This is a genomic window from Thalassobacterium maritimum, assembly GCF_031127805.1.
Lineage (GTDB): Bacteria > Verrucomicrobiota > Verrucomicrobiia > Opitutales > Coraliomargaritaceae > Thalassobacterium > Thalassobacterium maritimum.
In genome coordinates this window covers 1-25,670 of record NZ_JARXHW010000048.1, presented here as the reverse complement: position 1 = coordinate 25,670, position 25,670 = coordinate 1, and the positions used below count along the sequence as shown (strand labels likewise).

General features: G+C 51.4%; 20 protein-coding genes and 2 tRNA genes. 9 read left to right on the top strand and 13 right to left on the bottom strand.

Annotated elements, in window-relative coordinates:
• Window positions 1-278: 278 nt before the first annotated feature.
• Together QEH52_RS15975 and QEH52_RS15970 are read left to right on the top strand one after the other, a co-directional pair.
• A complete protein-coding gene (locus tag QEH52_RS15975; protein ID WP_308951789.1) occupies window positions 279-1,325 on the top strand; it encodes an aldose epimerase family protein in 1,047 nt (348 codons plus the stop codon).
• Window positions 1,326-1,738: 413 nt separating this feature from the next.
• Window positions 1,739-1,823 (top strand) — tRNA-Leu (locus QEH52_RS15970).
• 151 nt (window positions 1,824-1,974) lie between these two features.
• Here the strand turns inward: QEH52_RS15970 and QEH52_RS15965 are convergent.
• The 9 genes from QEH52_RS15965 to QEH52_RS15925 form a co-directional block, all read right to left on the bottom strand.
• Window positions 1,975-3,258, bottom strand: a complete 1,284-nt coding sequence (locus tag QEH52_RS15965) for a sulfate adenylyltransferase subunit 1 (RefSeq protein ID WP_308951787.1) — start codon at window positions 3,256-3,258, stop codon at window positions 1,975-1,977.
• A gap of 90 nt (window positions 3,259-3,348) precedes the next feature.
• Window positions 3,349-4,263 carry a sulfate adenylyltransferase subunit CysD gene (gene cysD / locus QEH52_RS15960; RefSeq protein ID WP_308951785.1) on the bottom strand — a complete coding sequence of 305 codons (915 nt, stop codon included), beginning with the start codon at window positions 4,261-4,263 and terminating at the stop codon, window positions 3,349-3,351.
• Between the two features lie 67 nt (window positions 4,264-4,330).
• Window positions 4,331-4,942, bottom strand: a complete 612-nt coding sequence (gene cysC / locus QEH52_RS15955) for an adenylyl-sulfate kinase (protein WP_308951784.1) — start codon at window positions 4,940-4,942, stop codon at window positions 4,331-4,333.
• 133 nt (window positions 4,943-5,075) lie between these two features.
• Complete coding sequence (locus QEH52_RS15950) at window positions 5,076-8,429, bottom strand: hypothetical protein (protein ID WP_308951783.1); 3,354 nt, start codon at window positions 8,427-8,429, stop codon at window positions 5,076-5,078.
• Between the two features lie 109 nt (window positions 8,430-8,538).
• Entirely contained in the window at window positions 8,539-9,348 is an 810-nt protein-coding gene (locus QEH52_RS15945; RefSeq protein ID WP_308951782.1) for an enoyl-ACP reductase FabI, read from the bottom strand.
• Between the two features lies 1 nt (window position 9,349).
• Window positions 9,350-9,790 carry a 3-hydroxyacyl-ACP dehydratase FabZ family protein gene (locus tag QEH52_RS15940; protein WP_308951781.1) on the bottom strand — a complete coding sequence of 147 codons (441 nt, stop codon included), beginning with the start codon at window positions 9,788-9,790 and terminating at the stop codon, window positions 9,350-9,352.
• Between the two features lie 74 nt (window positions 9,791-9,864).
• Window positions 9,865-14,316, bottom strand: coding sequence for a chemotaxis protein CheB (locus QEH52_RS15935; RefSeq protein ID WP_308951780.1), 4,452 nt, complete (start codon window positions 14,314-14,316; stop codon window positions 9,865-9,867).
• Between the two features lie 299 nt (window positions 14,317-14,615).
• Window positions 14,616-15,992 (bottom strand): glycoside hydrolase family 88 protein, encoded by a 1,377-nt coding sequence (locus tag QEH52_RS15930; protein ID WP_308951778.1) that lies wholly within the window; start codon window positions 15,990-15,992, stop codon window positions 14,616-14,618.
• 41 nt (window positions 15,993-16,033) lie between these two features.
• Complete coding sequence (locus tag QEH52_RS15925; RefSeq protein WP_308951777.1) at window positions 16,034-17,464, bottom strand: family 4 glycosyl hydrolase; 1,431 nt, start codon at window positions 17,462-17,464, stop codon at window positions 16,034-16,036.
• Between the two features lie 106 nt (window positions 17,465-17,570).
• On the opposite strand from QEH52_RS15925, the gene QEH52_RS15920 reads away from it, so the two are divergent.
• The 3 genes from QEH52_RS15920 to QEH52_RS20765 are packed head-to-tail and all read left to right on the top strand — an operon-like array spanning window position 17,571 to window position 19,304.
• Window positions 17,571-18,338: an AraC family transcriptional regulator gene (locus QEH52_RS15920; RefSeq protein WP_308951776.1), complete on the top strand. Its 768-nt coding sequence runs from the start codon at window positions 17,571-17,573 to the stop codon at window positions 18,336-18,338.
• Window positions 18,339-18,390: 52 nt separating this feature from the next.
• Window positions 18,391-19,164 (top strand): DUF1961 family protein, encoded by a 774-nt coding sequence (locus QEH52_RS15915; RefSeq protein ID WP_308951775.1) that lies wholly within the window; start codon window positions 18,391-18,393, stop codon window positions 19,162-19,164.
• A 23-nt stretch (window positions 19,165-19,187) separates the two neighbouring features.
• Window positions 19,188-19,304, top strand: coding sequence for a hypothetical protein (locus tag QEH52_RS20765; protein ID WP_425609294.1), 117 nt, complete (start codon window positions 19,188-19,190; stop codon window positions 19,302-19,304).
• Here QEH52_RS20765 and QEH52_RS15910 read toward each other — a convergent pair.
• On the bottom strand, window positions 19,293-19,991 hold the full coding sequence (locus QEH52_RS15910; protein WP_308951774.1) for an AraC family transcriptional regulator: 699 nt from the start codon (window positions 19,989-19,991) through the stop codon (window positions 19,293-19,295). The two genes, QEH52_RS20765 and QEH52_RS15910, sit on opposite strands and share 12 nt — an antisense overlap.
• 76 nt (window positions 19,992-20,067) lie before the next feature.
• On the opposite strand from QEH52_RS15910, the gene QEH52_RS15905 reads away from it, so the two are divergent.
• The 3 genes from QEH52_RS15905 (at window position 20,068) to QEH52_RS15895 (ending at window position 22,970) form a co-directional block, all read left to right on the top strand.
• Window positions 20,068-21,102 (top strand): sugar phosphate isomerase/epimerase family protein, encoded by a 1,035-nt coding sequence (locus tag QEH52_RS15905; protein ID WP_308951773.1) that lies wholly within the window; start codon window positions 20,068-20,070, stop codon window positions 21,100-21,102.
• A 100-nt stretch (window positions 21,103-21,202) separates the two neighbouring features.
• On the top strand, window positions 21,203-22,366 hold the full coding sequence (locus QEH52_RS15900; protein ID WP_308951771.1) for a Gfo/Idh/MocA family protein: 1,164 nt from the start codon (window positions 21,203-21,205) through the stop codon (window positions 22,364-22,366).
• 121 nt (window positions 22,367-22,487) lie between these two features.
• On the top strand, window positions 22,488-22,970 hold the full coding sequence (locus tag QEH52_RS15895) for a hypothetical protein (protein ID WP_308951769.1): 483 nt from the start codon (window positions 22,488-22,490) through the stop codon (window positions 22,968-22,970).
• 12 nt (window positions 22,971-22,982) lie between these two features.
• On the opposite strand, the gene QEH52_RS15890 is transcribed toward QEH52_RS15895, so the two are convergent.
• From QEH52_RS15890 to QEH52_RS15880, 3 genes are read right to left on the bottom strand one after another with little or no spacing between them, the layout of a single operon-like run.
• The gene (locus tag QEH52_RS15890) at window positions 22,983-24,104 is read right to left on the bottom strand and encodes a metallophosphoesterase (protein WP_308951768.1); all 1,122 of its coding nucleotides are present in this window, start codon (window positions 24,102-24,104) and stop codon (window positions 22,983-22,985) included.
• Window positions 24,101-24,559, bottom strand: coding sequence for an abscisic acid-deficient protein Aba4 family protein (locus QEH52_RS15885; RefSeq protein WP_308951767.1), 459 nt, complete (start codon window positions 24,557-24,559; stop codon window positions 24,101-24,103). Before QEH52_RS15885 ends, QEH52_RS15890 begins: the two co-directional genes overlap by 4 nt.
• On the bottom strand, window positions 24,544-25,431 hold the full coding sequence (locus QEH52_RS15880) for a phosphoribosylaminoimidazolesuccinocarboxamide synthase (protein WP_345785479.1): 888 nt from the start codon (window positions 25,429-25,431) through the stop codon (window positions 24,544-24,546). Before QEH52_RS15880 ends, QEH52_RS15885 begins: the two co-directional genes overlap by 16 nt.
• A gap of 156 nt (window positions 25,432-25,587) precedes the next feature.
• Between QEH52_RS15880 and QEH52_RS15875 the strand changes: the two genes are divergently transcribed.
• Window positions 25,588-25,665: transfer RNA gene (locus QEH52_RS15875), tRNA-Glu, on the top strand.
• The last annotated feature ends 5 nt before the right edge of the window (window positions 25,666-25,670 follow it).

Genomic DNA, 25,670 nt, shown 5'->3' with positions numbered 1-25,670 from the left:
GTAGCGATGCCACGCTAGTGGCGTCTCCCGACGGCACCGAAGACCTCGCTTGCGCGAGTTCGCTACTACTGTTGACCTCCGCCGGACACAGCTCTGTAGCGATGCCACGCTAGTGGCGTCTCCCGACGGCCCCGAAGACCTCGCTCCACCTTCGCTCTTCGAGCTTCGGCGGACAAGTGGCGCGAGTTCGCTACAACTGTTGACCTCGCGTCGAAAAGCCGCCGCTCGCTCCACATATTTCATTGCACAATCTAGACATCGGAATTTGCTACTTGCCTATGAGTATTACCTCCACTCCCTACGGCACACTCCCCTCGGGTGAAGCGGTCGACCTCTTCACCCTCACGAACGCGAACGGCCTGAGCGCGGAAGTCACAAACTACGGAGCGATCCTCGTATCGCTCAATGTGCCCGACCGCGAAGGAGCCCTCACCGACGTGGTGCTGGGCAAGGACTCGCTCGAGGACTATCTTGCGGGGCATCCCTGCTTCGGCTCCATCTGTGGTCGTGTGGCCGGCCGCATTGGTGGTGCGAGTTTTGAATTGGACGGTAAGACCTACCCGCTGGAAGCCAATTACGAGGGCATCAGCAATCTGCATAGCGGCCCCGAAGGCTTCCACACCATGTTGTGGAAGGCAGAAATCATCGAAGACTTTGGCGTTCAAAAACTACAGCTGCAACTCACCGATCCGGACGGCCACAACGGCTTTCCAGGCGAGGTGCACTGCACAGTCACTTACGCCCTGCTGGATAATGACGCGCTGGAGATTCACTACGAAGCCAGCAGCGACCACACCACTCCCTTCAACCCGACCAACCACAGTTACTTCAATCTGCGTGGCGAAGGCGACATTCTCGGTCACAAGCTGCAAATTTTGGCTGATAGCGTGGCTACAGTCGACGAGAACTGCAGCCTGATCGGCCGCCGCGATCCTGTGGTGGCAGGCTACAACGACTACCGCGAGCCCGTGCAACTCGGCTCACTGAAGACATTGGAAGTAGGCAATGCGGATATACACTTCTTCCTCAATGAAGGTCGCACCGCTCAGGCAAAACTGGCTGCGCGAGTCATCGAGCCCGATTCTGGCCGCATAATGGAAGTGCTCACCACCGCGCCCGGCGTGCAATTCTACGCTGGCCTATCCCTCTCCGAGGAGGGCCCTGAAATTGGCAAGGGCGGCGCACACCACAAACCCATGCACGCACTGTGCTTAGAAACACAAGACTACGCGGATTCGATCCACTTCCCTGAAATGGGCAACGCGATCTTAAAGCCAGGAGAAACTTTCAAGAGCACCACGCTTTTTCGTTTTAGCGCACAGTAAAAAGCCCCCCCGGTTCAGAGAACCGAGGATACGAGCTTTGACTCCGCCCCCCGGTTCAGAGAACCGAGGATACGGGCATTGGCTCCGCCCCGGTTCAGAGAACCGAGGATACGAGCTTTGACTCCGCCCCCGGTTCAGAGAACCGAGGATACGGGCTTTGACTCCGCCCCCGGTTCAGAGAACCGAGGATACGGGCTTTGACTCCGCCCCCGGTTCAGAGAACCGAGGATACGGGCATTGGCTCCGCACCCCAGTTCTTTGAACCGAGGATACACCCCCGGTTCAAAGAACTGGGCTTGCTGGAAGGCTTCGCAGGACGGATCTCGGTATGATTTGAAATAAATCGTCATAAATCTGAAAAGGAGTACTTGCATTCAGCGAACAAGCTGTTTTCTTCACAACCTTTCAAATGTGCCCAGATGGCGGAATTGGCAGACGCGCTAGACTCAAAATCTGGTTCCTTCGGGAGTGTGGGTTCGACCCCCACTCTGGGTACCATTTAAACCTCACCTCTGTGAGGTTTTTTTGTGCCCGTAAGACAGGCGCCCCGCCTGTCTCCAGCCTGTCCACCTGCTTCACGCCATAAAAAAAAAGGTGCCACTCCTGACGGAATGACACCTTTGATAAATACTTGGATCTGAAGCTCTGCTTAGATAATCATACCAGCCGCAACGGTCTCGTTGGTCTGCTCGTCGATGAGAATGAAACTACCGCTAATGCGATTGGTCTTATAGCTATCAGCGATCAATGGTGCGGAAGTGCGTAGCGAGATACGACCGATGTCGTTGTGGTTAAAGATGAGATCGTCTTCGACCTTGTGCAAGGTGTTGATGTTCACCTTATACTTCACCTCAGTCACGATTGCTTTCACTTCTTTAGTGGTGTGACGCAAGATATACTTACCGCGCCCCGCGAGCTTCTTAGTCGAAGAGAACCAGCAAATCATCGCGTCCACATCCTGACGTGGCTCGGGTGCATTGTTGGGCTTCACTAGCATATCGCCACGCGAGATATCGATCTCGTCGTTGAGCGTAATGGCTACAGACATCGGCGCATAGGCTTCTTCCAATTCGCCATCCATAGTGTGGATCGCTTTGATGGTCGACTCAAAACCGGATGGCATGACTTTGACAGCATCGCCTGGCTTAAAGACACCGCCCGCGATACGCCCCGCGAAACCGCGGAAATCGTGCCACTTGTCAGAGTGCGGGCGAATCACCCACTGCACGGGCATACGCGCTTCGACGTGATTCTCGTCAGCACCGATGTAAACTGTCTCCAAGTGGTAGAGCATCGACGGGCCTTGATACCAAGGCATGTTCTCGGACTTATCGACGACGTTATCCCCTAGCAACGCGCTGACAGGAATGAAAGTGATCTCCACGATGTTATCGAGGCGGGAAGCAAACTTCTTAAAGTCCTCAACGATGCCGTTGTAAGTGTCCTCGCTCCAGTCGACCAAGTCCATCTTGTTGACGCAGACCACGATGTGTTGGATGCGTAGCAAGTTAGCGATAAAAGCGTGACGGCAAGTTTGCTCGATGACCCCCTTACGCGCATCCACCAAAAGAATCGCAAGATTGGCAGTGGAGGCACCCGTCACCATATTACGGGTGTATTGGATGTGGCCCGGCGTGTCGGCGATGATGAACTTGCGCTTGGGTGTCGCGAAGTAGCGGTAAGCCACGTCGATGGTGATACCTTGCTCGCGCTCGGAACGGAGACCGTCGGTGAGCAGTGCGAGATTGACGTTTTCGTCGCCGCGCGACTTGGAGCTCTTTTCCATGGCTTCGAGTTGATCCTCGAAGATCGCCTTGGAGTCGTAAAGGAGGCGTCCGATAAGTGTACTTTTGCCGTCGTCGACGGAACCCGCGGTGGTGAACCGCAAGAGATCCATGTCAAGATAGCCGGCTGATGATTCTGATTCGCTCATGATAGAAATTGGTAATGAATGATAAATGATGACTGATTCTGAATGGGGCGCTAAAGCAACCCCACTACGCTTTGTATTTTTAAGCGTCGCTTAAAAATACCCTTCTTTTTTGCGATCTTCCATCGCGGTCTCAGAGCGTTTGTCATCGGCACGTGTGCCACGCTCGGTTTGGCGAGCGGCAGCGACTTCGTCGATGATATCGTCGAGTGTCGCCGCGGTAGAAAGCGCCGCGCCGGTGCAGGTTGCATCCCCGATAGTGCGGAAGCGCACGGTCATCTTTTTAACATTGGCCTTCTCTTCAGGGAGTAGCTCCATGAAGTCAGTGATGCCCATCACCACACCGTTGCGCACGAAACATTCGCGCTCGTGTGAGAAGTAGAGATTAGGCAGTTCGATATTCTCCAGCTTGATGTATTGCCAGATGTCCATCTCCGTCCAGTTCGAGAGCGGGAAGACGCGGAAGTGTTCGCCGTGTTGCTTGCGACCGTTGAAAATATTCCAGAGCTCAGGGCGCTGATTCTTAGGGTCCCACTGACCGAAAGCATCGCGGTGCGAGAAGAAGCGCTCCTTGGCGCGTGCTTTTTCCTCGTCGCGACGGCCACCACCAAGTGCGGCATCGTATTGACCTTCTTCCAGGCCTTCGAGCAAGGCGACAGTTTGTAGACCGTTGCGGCTGGCGTAAGGACCCGTCTCTTCAACGACTTTGCCCTCGTCGATTGCTTTTTGCACCGACGCGACATGTAGTTCAGCGCCGATTTCTTCGACGAACTTATCACGGAAGTCCATCGTTTCAGGAAAGTTATGCCCCGTGTCCACGTGCAAGAGTGGAAACGGAAGTTTCGCTGGCCAAAAGGCCTTCTTTGCCAAGTAGGCCATCACGATGGAATCTTTACCACCCGAGAAAAGGAGAACAGGTTTCTCAAACTGAGCAGCAGTCTCACGAAGGATGTAGATCGCTTCGGATTCCAGCTGTTTGAGGTGAGTGATTGTGTAGTCTTTAGCCATACTTAAAAGAATTAAAAATTAGGAATTAGGATGTAGCCCGAAAATGGTGCCTCGATCGAGAGAGGAATTAAGAGTTTTTGATGAGAGGAAGGACTTTTTCCAGCAGCTGGTTTAGCGACTCCTCTTCGGTTTGCTTATCGGTGGTAATCGTCCAATCAGGATCACCCGCTACAGGTGCTTCAAAAGAGGAATCCTTACCGGTGAAATTTTTAACCCCGCCCGCGGCTGCTTTGGCATAGAGCCCTTTCACGTCGCGCTCTGCGCAAGTCTCGAAGGAGGCTTCAACATACACCGGCGTCATGTCGTCCAAGCCCACAATCTCACGGGCAGCAGCGCGCAGTTCCCGCTTAGGCGTGATAAAAGAGGTAAAGACGACGATGCCCGCATCTAGGAAAAGACGTGTCACTTCAGCGATGCGGCGAATATTTTCCTGACGATCCGCATCGGAAAAACCGAGGTCACTGTTGAGACCGCTACGAATATTATCGCCATCCAAGATCTTAGTCACGAAGCCCTGCTCTGCCAGTTTGCGCTCCAGTGCGTTGGCCAAAGTGCTCTTACCCGAGCCAGACAGCCCGTAAAACCAAAACACGTGCCCGCGCTGCTTCAATTGCGCCTCCTTGGCGTCGCGCCCTAGCATGCGGTGGAATTCAGTATGGATGTTTTCAGGTGTGGACATAAATGAAGCCGCCATGTAAGCGGGTGTGATTAAAATGTAAATGCGTTTTCTTTAACTTAGGTTGTTGAGTCAAGAACCTAATATAAGAAAATTTATTTTGAAGTCATGTGAAGATTTACAATCGCGGTCCCCGTCACGCCCCAGCCTCGGTGGTAAACGTTCGACGAACCCACTCAAAATACTGCCGATTCGAATAGCCCAAAGTGTCTGGCGAGATCGCAGTTTCACACCATTCAACAAAAGCAAGGAAAGCCTGACGCTCGCGGACGGAAAGTTGCTGCACCTGCGCCAGAAGGCGCTCCTGAACACGTTGAGTAGGGTGATAGAGCGAGTCTGGCCCATACCTATAGCTGAAGTTAAAACCAAGTAGTAACTCACATTTCGCCCGCGTCAGTGGGTCTGATTCGCTCCAAACGGCTATAATCCGTCGGGCCATATGGTAACGCTCGCCATGCATCAATTCGGGTTTGCGCCCTTTCCCGAGCGCGCTCCCACCTTCCTGCGCCTGCGCATCCATGGTCGCCAAGCGCTGTAGAAACGGCCCCAATGAATGTAGGTCTGCAGCATAAATGCATTCTGCAAATCGCCCCCAAGCACCGGCATCCAGCTCAATATACTGCTGCCCCCAGTCAAGTAGCCACCTGCGTGCTGCAGACGACTCATTCACGACCGCGATATGAAGCATCAGAGCCAAGTAGCTACCAAAAGAGAACTCATTCCAACGTGCATTGGCAGCTTCGATATAACGCTCCACGGGCACCGGCAGCTGGTTGCGCAGTAACAGAAACAACGCAGCATCATGGACAAGGTAACGCTCTGGCCATGGATCGTGCGACGGATTCATTTCCGTTTGCAACAATTCCAATAGCACCTGATCGATCTCGACGCGCTCAATACTAAGCGGCTCATTTTTTGGAATCAATTTGCGCAAAGCCCCCAACCTCGCCTGAGCGTTGAGTGATTGCGCACGAATCGTGTCCAGCAGCGATTGGATCGTAAGCTCATCCATATTAGCTGCCGATTGATTCCCAACAAGTGAGGGCATTAACTTCAACTGCTGCAGCCGCGGTAGACCTTCGAGCAAAGCATTCGCTAGCTCGCGATCCTGATAAGCTAAATAGCGAATAATATTCTCTCGCCATCGCACTTGCTCACGAAACACCTGGCTCAACACCTGTTGCCACGCCGCGACATCGATCTGTCGGAGCCGCGCCAAAGCCCACAAGGCGCCGGGCTCTCCTGCCTGCTGCGCCCACTCGGACAATGCCGCAACATCATCCGCGACTTCTAATTGCTGCATTGCAAAACTCAAAGGCTCACGCAACCAGCCCCACAAGTGATCGCGCATCGACTGCTCGACTGTAGCCATTTGCGCTTCCAGCTCACTTTTCCTTCTGAAACTGGCTAGATCGGACGCATCAGACAGCACTTCCAGCGCCGCGTTCAAGCGATGCCATTCCAACTCAAAAGTGGCTGGATCAGGCAGTAAAGCGTCCATTGCCTGCAGCAGGGGTAAGAAACCAACGTCCCCCGAATCGCCCGCGGAGCGTACAATCGCTTGCGCTAACTGTGGAGACATACGCCCCGCCTGCAGATGCGAAATCAAATCCGGCAGGCTCGCGAGGACCTGCGACAAAGACACATCGCTCACACGCTCACTCAATAATACGCCTTCATTCGCTTGGTAGAGTTGATGCGCAAATCCTAGGTATTGCTCGGGGCCAAACTCATCCCGCCAAGAACCAGAATAACTGCTCGCCCGCTCTGCCTTGATATCAATAAGAGTCGCGCCTGACGCTGTCAGCAAACGAAGCGATGGCGGAGCCGTCTCCAGATAGGTAGGAAAACAATTGGTCGTAAAACCAGAACCACCGGAATACCTCCCAGATTCACGAACCTTTAAGTCCGAGCGAATCTGCGCCAGCCACCAGAGCCCCTGCTGCAACCACTCCAGCCCTGCGGCATCCACCCGAGCGAGCCCCCACTTCCATTTAAATTCACCTGCGGGATACTTTTCTGGCAAAGGACGTGAATACTTAGCCGAAATATATCGTCCATCGCCCTCCGCACCCAAGCTCAAAGCCTCCACACCTGGTCCCTGACGTGAACTGAAAACCACCCAATCAGCAGGCTCCGCCTGTTTCAAATGGGTCGGATAGTAGAGCGTATATTGATCACGATGCACAGGGCCCTGGTTGTTCTCTACAAAAGTAAACATAGCAGCCCGCGGGTCTAATTCGCGCCATGCCTGCTTAAACTCAAAGCGGTGACTCGAGTCACTAGCGACTGCGATGGAACTCTGCGAAGCGGTCCCCCCGGGATCGACCTCGCCTGTCGGTGGTGGCTTCACAACTGACCAGCCACACATAAACTGAAGCAAGTCTGCATCGCTCGCCCCCGCCAGTGAACGATGCCGATAAGGCTCACGCCCACGCCAATCATAAGGCACCGCTAACACATCTGCCTCTGGTATCTTTGGCGCATTGGCCGCAGCAAGCGCTTCATATCGCAGACCACCCTCAGCTTTCACCCGGTGCAGCTCATCCCAAAGCTCCACCTTTGGATCTAACAATAAATAGTGATCGTCATAACTCCCCTGCGGGCCGACATACTGCCCCTGCTCAGACTTCCAGCGGTAAACCACTTTCACCTCCGGCTCTGCATCTTCATCTGCGATGGGTCCCAACACAATTTCGTCCAGCCCGTCATGATCCAGATCACGCACTGCCCAGCCCCAAGTCGGAACGAGTTCCGACTTAGAACTGTGCCAGTTAAACAATACATATAATAACCGCTCGGACTGCACATCCACCGCCTCCACGCGTAAAGCCTGGACCCGAATATCTGGTTCCCCCGCGCGCTTATCATACACTCCGAAATTTGAACTATACACCCGTTCATAGCGACCATCTTGATTCAAGTCCTTAAAAACATCGCCCTCCGTCATATTATCCCCGTCAAAGGGTCGAACAAGTTCGCCCTGGTCCGTTAAGAAAACAATGACACGCTCCTCCATTTCCCCCTCTGGCGGCAATGACAGATCAGGATTCTGCGCTGCAGGCAGCCAATTTGAAAAACGCCCTTCAGACTTCACAAGAGCTTGCGGCTTATGCGCATTTTCCACAGGTGCAAAGCCGCTGCTGCGAATGGAACGATGCTTCGAAAAATAGCGACTATAGCTCGCATGGTCCCATCGGTAAGAAACCATATAAAGTGGCTCCCCCGCACGCTGGGGACATTCTGTGACGAGTATATTTTGATGATATAGCTCAAACGCCGCCATCGGCAAAGCCCGCCAATCATGGCGGGCGGGCTCTGCCTCCCGAGCAATTTGTACCTCACGAAAAGCCTGGGAACGCGTCTCTGGCGCAATCAGCCGTTCTATGATCTCCGCCCCGAACGCAGGCACCTCGCGCGCAGCAGACAAAGTTCCCAACGATAACAACAGAGCAATGACCAAGGCGAACAAACAAGAGGGTAGAAACATGCCGGTAACTTATTAAGATAACGCAACTACTCGAGGCATTTCTACGACAGAATGTCCATTTTCAATTCACATCACAACCAGACAATGTAGCGACGTGACGCCAGTCACGTCATTTCTTTTCCGGACGCATCGCTAAACTCACCACTTCTTTATCGAAGTAATTGCGGTCCATGCCTGCATTCACCACCAGGCCTTGCCCATTAATGCCACTGGAAGCGGGGCTCAGCAAAAAGACCGCGGTGTTGGCCACTTCTTGCGTGGTCAGGTTCTGCTTACGAAAGGTCAATTTCTCAGCGTAGAGGTAGCTCTCCAAATAGCCAGGAATCCCAGCCGAAGCGCTGGTCTTGAGCGGGCCAGCGTTGACGGTGTTAAAGCGCACTCGTGTGTCAGCACCAAAGGACTTGGCCAAGTTATACGAAGAGGTCTCCAAGGCCGCTTTAATGGGAGCCATATAACCATAATTCTCAGCGGTCACATCGGTGGACGAAATACCGATCGACACCACAGAAGCATCGTTATCGAGGTGCGCCTTAAAGGCGCTAGCGACTTCCACCAAAGAGAACGCGGAGATCGCAGTGGCCTGCAGGAAATCCTTACGCACGGTATCGTGAAAGGGCTTAAAGCCCTCGGAGTAATTGGCAAATGCGATCGAGTGCACGATACCGTCAAGCGTGCCATAGTCGGCCGCGACTTGTTCGGCTAACGCGGTGATCTGCTCGGGAAATTCCACATCGCAGATGTAGGCCTTCCGATCGCCGAGCAGCTTTTGCAAGCTCTCCAAGCGCGCTTCGGAACGCACACTGTGGATGACCTCAGCGCCCGCCTCTTCCAGCGATTTAGTGATCGCCCACGCGACGCTCTTACGATTGGCCACCCCCATCACGAGGAAGCGTTTATTTTCTAGATTTAAGAAACTCATACTATTTCCCCTCCCCCTCGACCATCGCCAATGCGAACTTAATGGTCATGGCAGGCTTGCCGCCCTTGAGCACTTTGGCCTTCATGAAGAAGAAGCGGCTCACGGTCTCGTCCATCGTCACCTCAATGGTGATTTCGTCACCGGGCTTCACCATTTGCTTGAAACGCGCATCGCTAATGCGCGAGAGCACAGGTGTGACATCATTGAGTGAGCGGCCCTCTTTTTCGATCTGCTTAGCAAGATAAATTGCGCCGGTCTGGAAGCAGGCCTCGCAGAGCAAGACACCGGGCATGATGGGATTGCCGGGATAGTGCCCCTCAAACTGCGGCTCCTCCATACGGATGGTGCGCTTACAGGTCGCGCCGTCTTCGCGAACTTCGACGATCTCGTCGATGAAGAGAAACGGTGGGCGGTGTGGGATTGTGCGTAAAATTTCGTCCATAGAAATCAGTGAAAGACGAATTTCTAAGAATGCGATCTAAATACCCCAGTGCCCGCAAGTGATCCGAAGCAAAATTATTTTGGCCGCAACTGAGTTAGCTTCTCCTTCAGCACTTTCGCATTTATAGGCTTGGTAATATAATCGCAAAAGCCCTGCTTCAAATACTTAGCCTTATCTTCGTACATGGCATTTGCCGTCTGCGCTATGATTTTGGCATTGCTATCAAGCTTTAAAATTTCAGCGGCGGCCTCTTCTCCATTCATCACAGGCATACGAATATCCATCAGAATGACATCGAAGCCTCCTTGAGTCCTCACAAGTTCCACGGCTTCTTTGCCATCACTTGCTATAACAAAATCCAGATCCATTCGGTTCAGCAAGGTAGCAAAAAATGCCTGATTCATTTTGTCGTCTTCGACTACAAGTAGTTTTAGCTGCTTGATCGCCTTTTCATCCACATGAGCCGCTGGCATGGCTGACGCGGCCGACTGGGGAGTCACGACATGTGCGGATTCGTAAGGAATGCGAAAACTAAAGGTCGATCCCTCGCCAAGTTTCGATTCGACATGCATGCTCCCTCCCAATAGCTGCACAATCCCCAGAGATAAAGACAACCCAAGACCGGTGCCTTCGTAATTCTTAACCATATCTTCCAAGTGCTCGAAGCGCTCAAAGATGACCTCCATTCGATCCTCAGAAATTCCAATTCCCTGATCTTGGACAAAAAATTCGATGCTATCTCCCAGCTGCCGATATCCAAACTCGATCACGCCCTCATCTGAAAACTTCAAGGCATTACTCAGAAGATTGATCAACACCTGCTGCAAGCGATGTCCATCCGTCTCTATAATGATATCTTTGGCCTCTGGAGGAACCGTTTCCTTGAACTCGATATGCGCCTTATCTTTTCTCCGCTTAAGATTATCAAAAGTGGTTTTTAGAGACTCGATTACATTGGAGAGCTTGCACTCTTTGACCTCCAATTTCAATTCACCGGCTTCTATCTGCGAGAGGTTGATGATATCATCGATAAGACGAAGCAATTGTCCTGAGCAGCTCTGAATGATGTCGAGATATTCATGCCTCATTTCCTGTTCCAAGGAATCATCGCGCAATATTTCTGAAAAACCGACGATCCCATTGAGCGGCGTCCGAATTTCATGGCTCATATTCGCTAGGAATTGATCCTTATAGATCGCGGCCGTATCAGCCGCCTTGATGGCCTCCTTGAGCTTACCTTCCGCAGCTTTCTCATCGGTGATGTCTGCGATAACACCGATATAACTGAGAACATTGCCAGCCCTGTCTCTTTCAAAGACGCACTTCACAGAGCGACACCAAATAGTCACCCCGTCTTGCCTCTGATACTTAAAATCGTATTGAGACTGCTGTCCGCCCTTAATGACTTCATCCAAATGCGCCTGATAGGCCTCATGGTCGTCCGGGTGGACACACATGAGTAATTGTCGACGCCCAAGGCGTTCCACCTCTTCAGGCGTAAACCCTAGAATCTTGGAAAACTGATCGTTGAAATACTGATAGCGATCTTCCTTATAATTGGACACAAAAATACCGACTGGCGATAGTTCATTCACCCGATCCAGGAACTGCTTTTGCGCAACCAGTTCATCCCGAAGTTTCACTCTCTCAGTGATATTCTGCGCGACACCTCGCAAAGAAATCGCTCGCTTGTTTGCGTCGTATTCGACTGCCCCCCGAGCCCAAATCCAAACTTCCTCACCGCTCGCCGTGGTCAGATCAAGCTCAATTTCATAGGGCTCTCCGGTGGCGCGTGTGTGCTCAATCGCCTGGGTCAAACGCAGCCAGGAATCCTTACTGAAAAAGCCCTCTTGCGCTTCATAAGACGGCGGCGTGCTGTCGGGCTCGAGCCCGAACATTTTAAACAATTCATCCGTCCACAGAATCACACCATTCTCGAGGTTAAAGCTCCAGCTGCCCAGCTGGGCAATTTCTTGAGCGAGTGCCAGCTCCTCATGACTTTCAGAAAGTGCCTTTTCCTTTGATTTCAGCTCGGTGATATCAATGAAAGTAATCACGACTCCATCGATCATTTTATCAATGGTAATGAAAGGGCTGATACGACATAAGAAATGCCGATCCGAGGAATCAACGACTTCCATTTCGGAGCTTTTCAACTCATCCAATGCCTCGACCGAACGCGCGAGTATCGCATTTTTCACCTGCTCACCAAACGAACTGGAAAAACCGTGGATCGAGCGGCTAATATCTTTCTCCGTCAAAGAGAAGTGATGCGTCAAAGGCTTAGTATATTTCCGAATCTTGAGCTCACGATCCAAGAAGAGAGTTCCGATCTCAGTACTCTCGAATAGATTGTTCATGTCGTTATTAATGTCATGCAGCTCCTGGTTCTTCTCCTGCAACTCGGAGTTAACCGTGTAAAGCTCTTCATTAACCGACTGAAGTTCTTCGTTAGTGCTCTGCAATTCTTCATTTGAAGCCATCAATTCCTCGTTCGAGGACTGTAGCTCTTCGTTACTCGTTTCAAGCTCTTCGACTACATTCTGCAACTCGACCTTCGTCGTGCTGAGCTCGGTCTCCAAATCATCGATACGTTGCTGTGACACTTCATCCAGCGGGACATTATCAATCACACTGACATCGTTGACCGGGACAGTTTCATCACTGAAATGTATCAAATAGATTTCGGCAATCTGCCCCTGAACTTTCACCTTACTGATGGTCAGATCCAAAGAAACCGGGCGGCTGTGCTTCTTCGTCGTCACCTTATTGATACGGACGTCGACCCCCGTCTTAATCACCTTGCGGATGCTACTTCTTATGATCGTCCCCAATTCGGGACTGAGCATCTCCAACAGGTTATTCTTGAAAGCCCCCTCCCGGTGCTGCAACAGCTCACCCGCGTCCCCTTTGATGAATAGTATATTATACTCTTTATCAATGAATACAGAGGATGGGCTAAAACGCTTACTAAGATATTTATAAAAGCCTGTATCAGGATTATCCCGGTAACGATATTGAGGATCGGCGGATTCCCGTAGCCCTAACTCACGCGTAACCGAGTTCGGAAAGACATCATCCCGCAATCGACTCGGCACCTGCTTGGTTTCCACGATTGAGCGAAAGATCTTATTCTTCGAATCCACCTCTTCAAAGAACTTGGACTGCTCGCCTAAAGACTCACTGCTCCCCAAAAATAAATATCCATTATAATTAAGAGAGAATTGGAAATCCTGAAAGACCTTGTCCTGAAGATCATTATTAAGATAGATCAAAAGATTCCGACAACTAATCAGGTCGATCGAAATAAAAGGAGGATCCTGGCTAAGATTGTGTTTTGAAAAAACAATGCGATCGCGAATCCGTTTAATGATTTGCAGGCGATCTCCTTGCTTGACGAAATACTCCTCCAAATACTCCTTCGAAATTTCATTTGATATATTGACGTGGTAACTCCCCTCGCTCGCCCGAATTAAGGCATTTCCGTCAATATCGGTCGCAAATATTTTATACTCGGTATTCAGACGATTCTTACGAATGTAATCATCAAAAAGCATGGCGAGCGAATAGACCTCTTCGCCAGTCGAGCACCCGGCCACCCAGATGCGAATCGGACTTCCCTCCGCCGGCCGCGACGAAACAAGATCTGGGATCACCTTCTGCTTTATCAACTTAAAAGCCTCTGTATCTCGAAAGAAGCGAGTGACTCCGATAAGGAAATCCTGCTTCAAAATGTCCACCTCTTTTCGGTGAGACCTCATGAAACTCAGATATTCATAGAGATTCACGCTGTTATGAGCATTCATCCGCTTCTCTAGCCGCCGCAGCAAAGTGTTACTCTTGTATTGGCGAAAGTCGATACCGCTCTCCTTATGAATCTCCTCCAAGATCTGTAGGTAGACGATATCATTGGATTTATTCCCCTGATCCTCATGCCCCGCATTGAGGCGGATGCGCTCACCGGGGAATTTTTTCAGAATTTCGGCGATGTCGCCCGGCGTCATCACAAAATCCACCGAATTGGTAGAAATCGCGGAGTTCGGCATGCCATCAAACTGAGCCGACCTGGGATCTTGCACGATCACAGTGCCCCCCGCCTCCTTAATGGTTTTGATGCCACGCGAACCGTCTGAACCGGTCCCGGACAAGATCACACCAATGGAACGTTCCTTATGTTCTTCGCCCAATGTGTGAAAAAAGATATCAATCGGCAGGTTCAGATTATGCTTCGGTCCTTTATCGAGTAAGTAGAGACGGTTCCCCTTAACGTGCAGATTCTTATTTCGCTGGTTTAAATAAATGCAGTTCGGCAGGATTTCCTGCTTATCCTCCGCGGTAAAAATCTGCATATTAGTATGCTTTGCCAACAGCTCCGGCATCAGACTCTTAAAATCCGGCGATAGATGCTGCACCACCACGAATGCTAGATCCGTATCATCAGAGAAATGATCGAATAATTTTTGAATGGCATCCAAGCCCCCGGCAGATGCGCCAATTCCAACAATATATAAGTTCTTCTCTGCCATTACGTAAAATTATACTCCGCTCAAATAGGCTTCCAGCCTAAAACCCTTATGCACCAAATGTCTAATGCAAATGATTGCTAGCACTAATACCAAATAATCCGGAAAAAACTTAAGTCATTGTCAAATTAGCATCTCCCCCTACAGCGACCCAACTATGGGCAGGCAGCCCATGACTCGAAACAACTTCTTAGACAGGAACCTATACGTATCAGTGCAATGCGCATCGCAAATCTTCGCCAACGATCCAGCAAACACGGGGTTCAGCAGTCTCTCGATAAACAAGCAAAAAGGGCTAATGACTAACGCACACAGCCAATCGCGGCCCCCAACTGCCCCATTAATCCCATCCCCATAGAAGAAAGCACTCGATAAGTTCCTTCCTGCAAAGGCAAGCCACCTCGATTGCTTTGCGCAGCCCCATCCAAGAATCCATCTGGAGTCAAAAACTGCGTTAACCCATGCCAACACGAGCGCGCAGAGCGGTCAAAAGAACCTCCTAACATTCCTAAATTTGCCCCGCGAGCGAACATAGCTGCGATGCCGGCACTCCCAGAGGTATCTATATCCGTGCGCTCCAAGTCAATAAAGCAGCCCCAAAGACCGCTAGCACGTTGTTGACTCATTGCCCAAGTTGCCACTTCAATCAAATCTGCCTTCAGATCGGCAGTATCGATCAAGTTATCAACGTGCTCAATCGTACGAACGAGCCCCTCTAGATACCAAGCAACCCCACGTGCCCATGAGCGAAAGGTCCGCCTATTATCAGGATGATGCCGAAGCCAGAGGCCCTCTGGACGCCAGAGACTATGACGTCGCACCCGCAAAACATTCGCAGCTAAATGAGCAAGATCTTCAGATCCTCGCTGCTGAGCAATGACTGCCAGCGGATAGGCAATGGTATAACTTCCCTCGGCACTGATCAATTCAGGATTTCGAAAACGACCATCAGTGTATAAAAGATCTAAATAGAACTGAAGTGCATCCTCTACTAATTGATGATCCGGATGGAGTTTAGCAAGAATCGCAAACGGCAAGGCCCCCTCAATGCCATAAATCCGCCCATCTTCGGAAGTTCCACGTGGGCCCTCATAAGACAGCTCTCCAGTGCTGTTAATATAGAGCGCAAAATGATTGCTCAGGGCATCACGCCATGAGGGATAACCACTCGACTCGAGACAATCGTGCTGCGCATCGAGCACACAGCCCTCCATCCAACCAAAAGGCTGAGCAGTCGCAATTGAACTTAGCTGCTGATAGAATGCCGAAATTTTATCCCGACCTAAGTCGCCTAGCAAGTGTGGCTCAAGAGAAGCGGCTCCCTCGGGTAAGCCCTCCGCCAAGATCCAGAGCGGCCCACTAGCCTGACTTAAGCGAAGGCGCAGGCCATGACGACTAGCTGCTTCAAATGCTTCCGCCTCCATTCGAAACTGGTAGGGTTCCAAAGAATGAGCAAATTTCAAATCGATCTCACCCAGCACGCTCCCATCCTTCATGGAAATAACCTGCAGTATTTTTTCCTCTCGATCATCAATCGAAGTAGTGATCCGCAACCATCCGCCACGCGAAAAGTCTGCAGCCCTAGAGTCCAGTTGTAAATCACAGTCCTCCCCGGGAATGAGTTTAAGCGTAGGCCACCCAAAAGGTGCCCGCCGACTATCAATCATTTGTGAATCCATATAGTGATACTGTTTTAATAGAGATGACTATTGCATCACAGTTAATACAATTGAGGTGCTGATCCAGATACCAAGCCTACGTTTGAATCCTTAGCAGTGACAACAGGCGTCGACCAGTCGCCCAAGACATCTGCCTGCGCGATCAACAGTTCGTCAACGATTTGCTTTGCAGTCGCAATAGATTGAACCAACGGGTCAAGCGCAAGCGCACGGATCAATAAACCACGATCACGCAGCATAATTGCTTCAATCGTCAGTTCATGAACATCTAAAATTTGCATCTGCAGTGAGCGCAACCCATAAGGAAAATCACCTACATGAAGTGGGCGCGGTCCATTGCGGTCCAAGACACACTCGAGCTCTAAAAAGGCATCATCAGGCATATTTCCAACAGCGCGTCCCTGCCCTACGACACAATCATTGTTCGTACGATTGATAAAATACGTACGCTGATCCTCAGTCACCATAGTATTGATAATATCCGTCGCGTGATCCGCGCTATGGCTTGCATAAAACTCTTCCATTGTTTTCTCACCAGTGAAATAGCGGTCAATGTCTTCCCACATCTTTTCCGTGAGCGCTTCGCGTTCATCACAATCAAATACTGACAGCGGTGGAATGGACTCCCGAATCGGGGACCGGCCTTGATAGTAAGGGAGGTACTCTTTCGTATGGCCCGTACAGGTCGGCAAAGCACCAAAAACGTCAGTCAATTGAGCTGTAATATGACTATTGAAACGACCTTTAGCATAGCCCGTATCCTTTTCTGACAAAGAAAGCTGATAAAAGGCATCACGTAGGTCAGGAATGATATCACGCCCGCGATGAGTCGCCTGCAACATCCATGTGAAATGATTCACGCCTGCAATACGGATATCACAAGAATCCAACTCCGACTCCTCCAAACCAAGCATTTTTAGGTAGCTAAGCTTCTTGTTCGGCATGTGGTGAGTGTCGCAAAGTGCGAAACTTTTAACCTTAGAGTGTCGGAAAAGTCCAATCCCCATGACTGACGAAGGGTTTATGTAATTAATCACCCAAGCATCAGGACAAACACTCTCGACCTCCTTGGTAATCTCCAAAATTTGCCCAAATTCACGCATTGCGCGAAAGACTCCACCTGGCCCAATCGTATCCCCCGAGCACATACGTACACCATATTTAGCTGAGACCTCGCAATCAATACGACGAAAATGCGAATTTTGCTCAGAAAAACTCAGGACGACAAAATCTGCCCCTGGCAAAGCTTCACGAAAATTAGTGGTCCCCGTGATGCGCGTCCCAGAGCCAGAACTCTCAGCCGCCATCTGACCGAGCTTGAGCATGCGCTCCAAATTACGTGGCTCCGTATCCACCAAGCATAACTCACCTCCTATAAGTCCAGGCAATTGATTCATTGACCAAATGGCCTTCTGCCCAAAAAACAAACTCCCAGCTCCAATAACAACTACTTTAGGTTTAATGTGATTCATAGCTTATAGAATAACACGCCTCCACGCTTGCTAAGACAGGAGATTTGTCGTAATACTAGCACTGATGTCGCTCTACCATTCTCGACTAATAAGCTATCGCGCCGCAATGCCAGCAGCTCCGAATATTCCACTCGGAGTACGCTCTGTCGGTCGAGATGAATTGCTTAAAGGCGTCTCTATAGTTTCGTGCCATAAGAACTTCACCCAGTTATTCTGGAGTGTTGCCGGAGCAGGCAGTTTTCTTCGAGAAGGTCGCTGGTATGAACAAACACCTGGCTCTATATTTTGCTATGAGCCTGACAGTATTCATGAGCTCACAGTTAAATCAGACAAATGGTGTTACTGTTGGATCAGCTTTGACCACAAACATGCGCTAAACTGGTTACGAGACTTTGACATTAAACCCGGAACTCAGGACATGGGAGCCTGCCCCGAATCTCTTTTCATTGAAATTGCAGATGCCCTTCAAGGTTGCACTTTGGAGGGCGAATGCCGTGCCGCTCAACTTGCCTATTCCTTACTACTCAAAGCATCACAGCAAACACACTCATCCCGTCCCGAATCATTACCTTCACGGTTTAAAGCACTGCTTGACCAGCGTTTCACCGATCCAAACTTGAGCTTAAATACGCTATCAGAGGAATTAGGAGTTCACCGCAGCACTCTCACGCGTCAATTCTCAGCAACTTATGGAATGAAACCATCTTCCTACCTGCACAATCAACGCGTACAACGAGGCCTAAATTTGCTACGCTCAAATAAGAATCAGATTCAAGAAATCGCGCATGCAGCCGGTTTCCAAGATCCTAATTACTTTGCACGAGCCGTACGCAAAGCCACAGGCTTAAGCCCCAAAGAATTTCAGCTAAGCTGATCCACTCAGACCAATGCCTTTTTCCCATTAACTACTAGTGTTTAGCCTCACCATGGAAGCCAACGAACAATATCGCCCCGCCTACAATGAAATCCTAAACGCTAATTGGCGTACAGTAATGATCGACACAGGACAAGATGACTGGACGAAAGAATGGTTTCTCGACGGTCACAAAGCATCGATCAAGAACACAGCTGATGGTATGCTGTATGCCGCAGGCCCCATCCAAGGAGACAACGCCTCACACGCAGTTTTATGGACCCATAAAAGCTTCGAGGGTGACCTAAAGCTAGACTTTGATTTCACTCGAATGGATACCGTGGATCGCTTCGTTTGCATTGTCTATCTATACGCAAGCGGAGCAGGCCCCGAACCCTACACTGAAGACATCACAGAGTGGAATGGGCTCAGGCAGACCCCCTATATGGCGACTTACTTTGACCATATGAACTTATTGCACATCAGCTATGCAGCGTTTAATAACAAGATCGACGCTGGAAAAGACTCCGCTTACATACGTGCTCGACGTTATCCACGTTCATTATTCGGCGGTCAGTTCGACCGCATGGAGCTGGAACCAGATTATACCGCAATAGATTTATTTGAGCCCGGCATGGAGCACCACATGACCATCATTAAACGCGGAGAGGAAATGTATATGAATGTTAGTAATATAAATGAAGAACGCCTCTATTGCTGGGATTTAAGTCAAGTCCCGGGCCTACAGAAAGGACGTATTGGCCTACGTCACATGTGGCAACGCGCTGGTCTCTACAAAAACATTACAGTAAGCCAATTGGAAAATGGGAAGTCGGAAAGCTGCTAGGGGCACTAGAAAGACGTAACGACATGAAGAATACCTTAATTGTATTTTTCTCAGACCACGGAGATTCTATGACGGGCCGGTGGATGGCAACTAAGCATACTAGCTTTTACGAAGAAGGGATGCAGAGATCAAGATACTGATCGCAAGCTACCTGGCGCACATCCATAAGATTGTCTAAAGGCACGCGAAAACGACGAAAAGCTCTCGTAACCACATTCCAAGGCAATCTCGCCAACTTTGAGATGCGAAGTCGTCAGCAAATGCCGCGCACGATGCATCCGCATACGCTGCAGTAATTTCAAGGGCGTGATTTTAAGATGTCGCGCCACAGTCCGCTCTAGAGTCGAAAGCGACATGTTCGCCTTCCGCGCCATGGCCTCTACCGTCACCCCAGCAGTCAAATGCTCACGCGCATAGCTGACGATTAAAGATAAATCTGCATATTCCGCAGGCAGATCCCCGAGCGCCACCATTGGCTGGCTCATACCATAAGTGCCCGCCACCTCTCCACTCACGTCTACATAAGGAAATTTGCTGGTCGCATGCCAGACGACTTCGCCATCAGCACTCATCACCAACTCTGGCTTATTGATGATCGCTTGCTGCGTCTTGAGCACAGTAACATCATCCTCCATATAAACATCAGCGAGCTCGTTAAAGAACCAGTCACTGTCTTTCGTGCCTAAAATAGCCGCGCGCGATGCCTGCGCCTGCTCGGCCAAGTTTCGATTCACCCACACAAAGCAGCCCGCACGGTCTTTCACCCAGAAAGACACATGATCTATTAAGTCCCAAAGCCTGCGGTCGGCAAATGCAGTTAAATCCATATCGTGACGAATACTGCACAATTATGGATGACTGAGAGCATTGTCAATTCCAGCATTTCAGCTATAATGCCCACCTATGAGTCGAAAAGTTACCCTCTTTACCGGCCAGTGGGCAGACCTGCCGCTGGATGATCTACTTCCCCTCGTCAAAAAAATGGGCTACGATGGTGTGGAACTCGCCTGCTGGGGCGACCATTTCGAAGTCGCACGTGCATTGAAAGAAGACGGCTACATCGCCTCGATTTGGGACAAGTTGCAAGCCAACGGACTGAGCTGCTACGGCCTCTCCAATCACTTGGTGGGCCAAGCGGTCTGCGATCGTATCGATGAGCGCCACCAGGCGATTCTCTCGCCAGAGATCTGGGGCGACGGCGATCCAGAGGGCGTGCGCCAACGTGCGGCCGAAGAAATGAAGGCCACTGCACGCGCTGCGCGTAAGTTCTTTGACGCTCGCCCGGACGAATCCGTGATCGCCCCGGTCGTGAATGGCTTCACGGGCTCCTCCATCTGGCACGCGCTGTATGCCTTCCCACCCACCTCGCAGGCGTATTTAGAAAAAGGATACCAAGACTTCGCCGAGCGCTGGATTCCGATCCTGGACGTTTTCGAAGAGGTCGACGTCAATTTCGCACTCGAAGTGCACCCCACCGAAATCGCCTTTGACATCGCCTCCTCCGAACGCGCGCTGGCCGCGGTCAATGGGCACCAGCGCTTTGGTTTCAACTACGACCCCAGCCACCTCGGCTATCAGGGCGTGGATTACGTAAAATTCATTCGTCAATTTGCCGACCGCATCTACCACGCGCACATGAAGGACGCCTGGTGGGGCCACGGTGATGGCACAGTTGGCGTCTTCGGTGGCCACACCGATTTCACCGATGCACGTCGCCACTGGGACTTCCGCTCACTCGGTCACGGTGACATTCAGTTTGAAGAGATCATCGTTGCGCTCAACGACATCGGCTACGCCGGCCCGCTCTCGGTAGAATGGGAAGACGGCCGCATGGATCGCATCCATGGCGGCACCGAAGCCGCGGCCTTCGTCAAGAAGCTCGACTTCAAGCCCAATGCCATCGCCTTCGACGCCGCCTTTGACAAAAAGAATCAGTGAGCCCAGGGGCTCAGTTCAGCAGTTTTCGGTTAACCAGTGAGCAGTTAACTAGTTTTTAGTTCATCTAGCATCCCGCATCTCTCATTTCGTATCCCGCATCATGAAATTAAATCGTAAAATCCGCATGGGCATGGTCGGTGGCGGCCAAGGTGCCTTCATTGGCGCCATCCACCGCATCGCCGCTGGCATTGATGGTCAAATCGAACTCGTCTGCGGCGCCTTCAGCTCCGACGCCGAACGCGCACTCGCCTCGGGCAAAGAACTGTTCCTGCCAGAGGCGCGTTGCTACAGCGACTTCGAAACAATGATGAGCGCCGAGGCACAACTGCCCGAAGGCGAGCGCATGGACTTCGTCGCCATCGTGACTCCCAACCACGTGCACTTCCCCGTGGCCAAAGCGGCCTTGGAAGCCGGCTTCCATGTGCTCTCCGACAAGCCAGCCACACTCAACTTGGCGGAAGCCAAGGAACTGGCCCAAATCGTTGCCCAAACAGGCCTCAAGTATGGGCTCACCCACAATTATACAGGCTACCCCATGGTCCAACAGGCCCGCGAAATGGTCCAGAGCGGACAACTCGGAAAATTGCGTAAGGTGGTAGTCGAATACCCGCAAGGCTGGCTGGCCACTCCGATCGAGCAAGACGGTCAAAAGCAAGCCGCATGGCGCACCGACCCCAAACGCTCGGGCGCCGCAGGCTGTATCGGTGACATCGGCACCCACGCCGAGAATCTGGCCGAGTTCATTACCGGCCTACAAATTAAAGAACTCGCCGCCGACCTCACCGCCTTTGTCGATGGACGCCTATTGGACGACGACGGCAACATCTTACTCCGCTTCGAAGGGGGCGCCAAGGGCATCCTGCACGCCTCACAGATTTCAGCCGGCGAGGAAAACGCGCTCAACATCCGCATCTACGGTGAAACGGGCGGTCTGGAATGGCATCAAATGGAGCCGAACACGCTACTAGTCAAACACCTGGATGCGCCCACCCAAATCTATCGCACCGGTGGTGGCTATTTGGGCCAAAGCGCCACCGCTCACAGCCGCACCCCAGCGGGCCATCCGGAAGGTTACCTCGAAGCATTCGCCAATATTTATCGCAACTTCGCCGCCGACATCGCCGCAGAACTCTCTGGTGCTGAGGCTCCAGCCTACGCCAAAGAATATCCTAGCATCCAAGACGGTGTTCGCGGCATGGCCTTCGTCGAGGCAGTCGTCCAGAGCTCTCAGAACAATGCAGCCTGGACTCCGTTGAACATCTAAACTGCCTAATGACGAGGCATCGCAATCGATGGATGTCTGCCTCAATCCAGGCAGACATCCGATCTCCTCGAGTCTGACGGCGCTGGCTTGACAAGCCAGACCTGCTCGCGAATCTGAAGACATGCGCTTTCTCATTACCGCTCTTCTTTGCAGCCTCTTCGCAGGCTGTGCCTCCACGCCCCGCCAGCCAATCACCTCTGTCAACATCGAGGAGATCAAGCCCCGCTACATAGAAACGGAGTCGTTTAAGCGTATCAGCGAATATATGTCGGGCAAAGAAAACCTCGGGGATCGTGTGGTTCTGCGCACACAGCCCCAAGAGCGTGCGGGTTACTATTTTACCTTAATTCTGGACACTGATGTGCGCCGCCTGCCTGCAGGCACCGTCGTTGTGGGCGAGTTCTACACCAAGAAGTCGGTTGAAAAACAAAGCCACGAATTCACATTGCCTAACAAACGCCCCAGCACCAAAGAGATCTTTGTCGGCCTGACAGGTGAAGATTGGCCCGAAGATAGTGGCGTGCCAGCCGCCTGGAAGTTCAGCCTGAAAGATGCCAACGGCCAGCAACTCGGAGAAAAACAAAGCTACCTCTGGAGCCTTTAGGGCCAACGAGTCTTAACGGATTGAACGCATCGGCACCAATTCGATGAGCGTCATTTCGGTGGGGCAATTAAAGCGTATCGGCGGCAGACTATGTCGACGGTTCGAACCTGCCCCCGCAGAGACATTTAAATAAGGAATGCCCACTCGGCGGAAGCCTTGCGCCCACTCCTTGGGCACTTCGCTATCGATCACCAGGGGCCCATAAAAGGGCAACTTCACTTGTCCCCCATGCGTATGCCCTGCCAGGCACAAGTCAATCGGTGCTTCAGCCACCGAGAGCGCATAGTCAGGCGCGTGCCCAAACAATATCCGAAAATCATTAGGGTCCGACTTTTCGAGCCATTGCTCCACCGAGCGCATCGCCCACTCGCCCGACTTAGACTGATACAGGCTCAAACCATGCAAATTAATTACCCCCGAGCCGACCCCAATTCGCTGCTCACGTGAAGAAAGCATAACCAAGGGCTTCAAGGCCTCCGGCTGATAGCGATACAGCTCACGCTCAGTATCGCCAAACACCCCATAAGTGCCCAAGCGTGGATTCACTCGTTTAATTAAAGCATGTAACTTCGGCCACTCGCTCTCGAAGGTTGCAGGCGGCACCACTTGCAAAAAGTCCCCCGTGTTAATTATTAAATCCGGCTGCAAAGACTCAATGCGGTCAAAAATGACCTTCTGATACTCCCCGATCGAGCCAGCTTGAATGTCTGCAATGTGCAGAATACGCACAGTTTGATCTAATTTCGGAGTTTCCAATCGCACCTGCCGCACCACCAAGCGCTCTGGCTCTACATAAGTAACGTAGTAACGCAAACCGAAGAGATCCAATGCCAGGAAAGCATATAGCGCCCCCACCCAAATCAAAGCGCGCCGCACACTCACCCAAGTGACCGCCAGGCCCATGCTCAGACCAGCCACCACCAATAAGATCACAGGCAGCTCAAACAAATTAAAATCATAGGCCTGATGGATAATGGTAAAATTCGGCCCTAACATGCCCTCTTCAATGAAAAGATAATTACGCCATACCACATAGAGTATGATGCCAAAGCCCAGCAAGGCGGCCCATTTCCATACAGGTCCACTGCGCGAGCGAGTCGCCATATCCGTCATACCAAGTTCCAGATCCGTCATAGCGCGACTTGCCTCCGAATCATTAACCGCATGCCGAAGGGTATCAACGCCAGCGCGCCCAAGAACCAGCATAGCGTCAACTCCACTGGCGCACGAAAACCACCACGCATTGCTTTTTGATAAATCATGAGCCCCATAAACAAATTAATAATCTGCAGATTACAAAAGAGCACCAGAAACGCAATCGGATGCTGCGCAAAGCTGCGTGCAGCATCGTAACTTGCCGCCGTCACAGGCTCTGGCAACAGAGCCGCTTGATAGGATTTCCATAACAAGAGCACCAGCACCCAACTATATACAGGTACCACAATCCAGGGCTGCGCCAGTTGCTGCAGGTAACGAGCATTCGGAAAAAAGATCATAGCCAGCCAACATGGTGCGGTCATTAATGTGATGCCTAAAAAGGCCACATTTAAATCCCGTGCGCCAAATAACTCAATTAACCAAATAGGCATATCTTAGTATACGCCTCAATATAGCGATCTAAGGTCCCCGCAAGCACTTCGGCTGGCAAAGCCGGCGGTGGAGGAGTCTTATCCCATTCCAGCGACTCTAAATAATCGCGCACAAACTGTTTATCATAGGAAGGCTGCGGCCCACCCGGTGCAAAACTCTCCCTCGGCCAATAACGCGACGAATCAGGGGTCAAAATTTCGTCGATCAAGTAAAGCTCTCCCTGCGCGTCCGTCCCGAACTCAAACTTCGTATCTGCCAAAATAATATCCGCCGCTTCAGCACGCTCCACTCCCATATTATAGAGCTCTATGCTCAAGTCATGCACGCGCTGAAAAAGCTCCTCTCCGATCAGCTTGGCCGCATCCACACAATCGATCGGCATATCATGTCCACTCGCCACCTTAGTCGTCGGAGTAAACACCGGCTGCGGCAGGGGGCTACTCTCCTGCAAATCACCCGGCAAAGTATATTCAAACAGCTGCCCGGACTCCTTATACGCCTTCCAGCCCGAGCCCGATAAATATCCGCGCACCACCGCTTCGATCGGCAAAGGCGTCAGCTTCTTAACAATCATGCTACGATATTGCAGCTCCGGATAGGTCTTTCCCAATTCGGCGATGCGAGCAGCATGATCGTCCACCAAATGGTGCTGCGTGACGGCGCCCGCCTGCTCAAACCAGTAAAGGCTAATTTGCGTCAGCAAGATCCCCTTGCCCGCCAAGCCCTCATTCATGACAACGTCGAAGGCCGACACCCGGTCCGTCGCCACCATTAAGAGTGCGTCCCCCATGTCGAAAACTTCACGCACTTTACCAGCAGCCACCAAAGGATAGGGCAAGCCCTCCACCTTTAGCAGAGCATTCTCGGGCATAGGAAACGGTAAATCAGTAATAGCCATAGAGATTAGATGAGTGCCGAAAGCCTCGCGCGCAAACGGATTTTAAAGGCAAAATCATAAAAATCGCTTTTTATTGAAAAAAGGCTTGCAGAGAACAGATCGAAACCTAGCTTCCGTGACTTCTCCTCCCTCCCGTTCGTCTAGCCCGGTCTAGGACACCTGGTTTTCATCCAGGCAACAGGGGTTCGAATCCCCTACGGGAGGCCATTTTT

Excerpts from the sequence above, each read along its gene's own strand:
- QEH52_RS15880 (WP_345785479.1), bottom strand. The coding sequence starts at position 25,431 with ATGCCCGAGAATGCTCTGCTAAAGGTGGAGGGCTTGCCCTATCCTTTG.
- cysC (WP_308951784.1), bottom strand. The coding sequence starts at position 4,942 with ATGTCCACACCTGAAAACATCCATACTGAATTCCACCGCATGCTAGGG.
- QEH52_RS15895 (WP_308951769.1), top strand. The coding sequence starts at position 22,488 with ATGCGCTTTCTCATTACCGCTCTTCTTTGCAGCCTCTTCGCAGGCTGT.
- QEH52_RS15940 (WP_308951781.1), bottom strand. The coding sequence starts at position 9,790 with ATGGACGAAATTTTACGCACAATCCCACACCGCCCACCGTTTCTCTTC.
- QEH52_RS15950 (WP_308951783.1), bottom strand. The coding sequence starts at position 8,429 with ATGTTTCTACCCTCTTGTTTGTTCGCCTTGGTCATTGCTCTGTTGTTA.
- QEH52_RS15925 (WP_308951777.1), bottom strand. The coding sequence starts at position 17,464 with ATGAATCACATTAAACCTAAAGTAGTTGTTATTGGAGCTGGGAGTTTG.
- cysD (WP_308951785.1), bottom strand. The coding sequence starts at position 4,263 with ATGGCTAAAGACTACACAATCACTCACCTCAAACAGCTGGAATCCGAA.
- QEH52_RS15975 (WP_308951789.1), top strand. The coding sequence starts at position 279 with ATGAGTATTACCTCCACTCCCTACGGCACACTCCCCTCGGGTGAAGCG.
- QEH52_RS15890 (WP_308951768.1), bottom strand. The coding sequence starts at position 24,104 with ATGACGGATCTGGAACTTGGTATGACGGATATGGCGACTCGCTCGCGC.
- QEH52_RS15930 (WP_308951778.1), bottom strand. The coding sequence starts at position 15,992 with ATGGATTCACAAATGATTGATAGTCGGCGGGCACCTTTTGGGTGGCCT.
- QEH52_RS20765 (WP_425609294.1), top strand. The coding sequence starts at position 19,188 with ATGAAGAATACCTTAATTGTATTTTTCTCAGACCACGGAGATTCTATG.
- QEH52_RS15915 (WP_308951775.1), top strand. The coding sequence starts at position 18,391 with ATGGAAGCCAACGAACAATATCGCCCCGCCTACAATGAAATCCTAAAC.
- QEH52_RS15945 (WP_308951782.1), bottom strand. The coding sequence starts at position 9,348 with ATGAGTTTCTTAAATCTAGAAAATAAACGCTTCCTCGTGATGGGGGTG.
- QEH52_RS15910 (WP_308951774.1), bottom strand. The coding sequence starts at position 19,991 with ATGGATTTAACTGCATTTGCCGACCGCAGGCTTTGGGACTTAATAGAT.
- QEH52_RS15920 (WP_308951776.1), top strand. The coding sequence starts at position 17,571 with ATGCCAGCAGCTCCGAATATTCCACTCGGAGTACGCTCTGTCGGTCGA.
- QEH52_RS15885 (WP_308951767.1), bottom strand. The coding sequence starts at position 24,559 with ATGCCTATTTGGTTAATTGAGTTATTTGGCGCACGGGATTTAAATGTG.
- QEH52_RS15965 (WP_308951787.1), bottom strand. The coding sequence starts at position 3,258 with ATGAGCGAATCAGAATCATCAGCCGGCTATCTTGACATGGATCTCTTG.
- QEH52_RS15900 (WP_308951771.1), top strand. The coding sequence starts at position 21,203 with ATGAAATTAAATCGTAAAATCCGCATGGGCATGGTCGGTGGCGGCCAA.
- QEH52_RS15905 (WP_308951773.1), top strand. The coding sequence starts at position 20,068 with ATGAGTCGAAAAGTTACCCTCTTTACCGGCCAGTGGGCAGACCTGCCG.
- QEH52_RS15935 (WP_308951780.1), bottom strand. The coding sequence starts at position 14,316 with ATGGCAGAGAAGAACTTATATATTGTTGGAATTGGCGCATCTGCCGGG.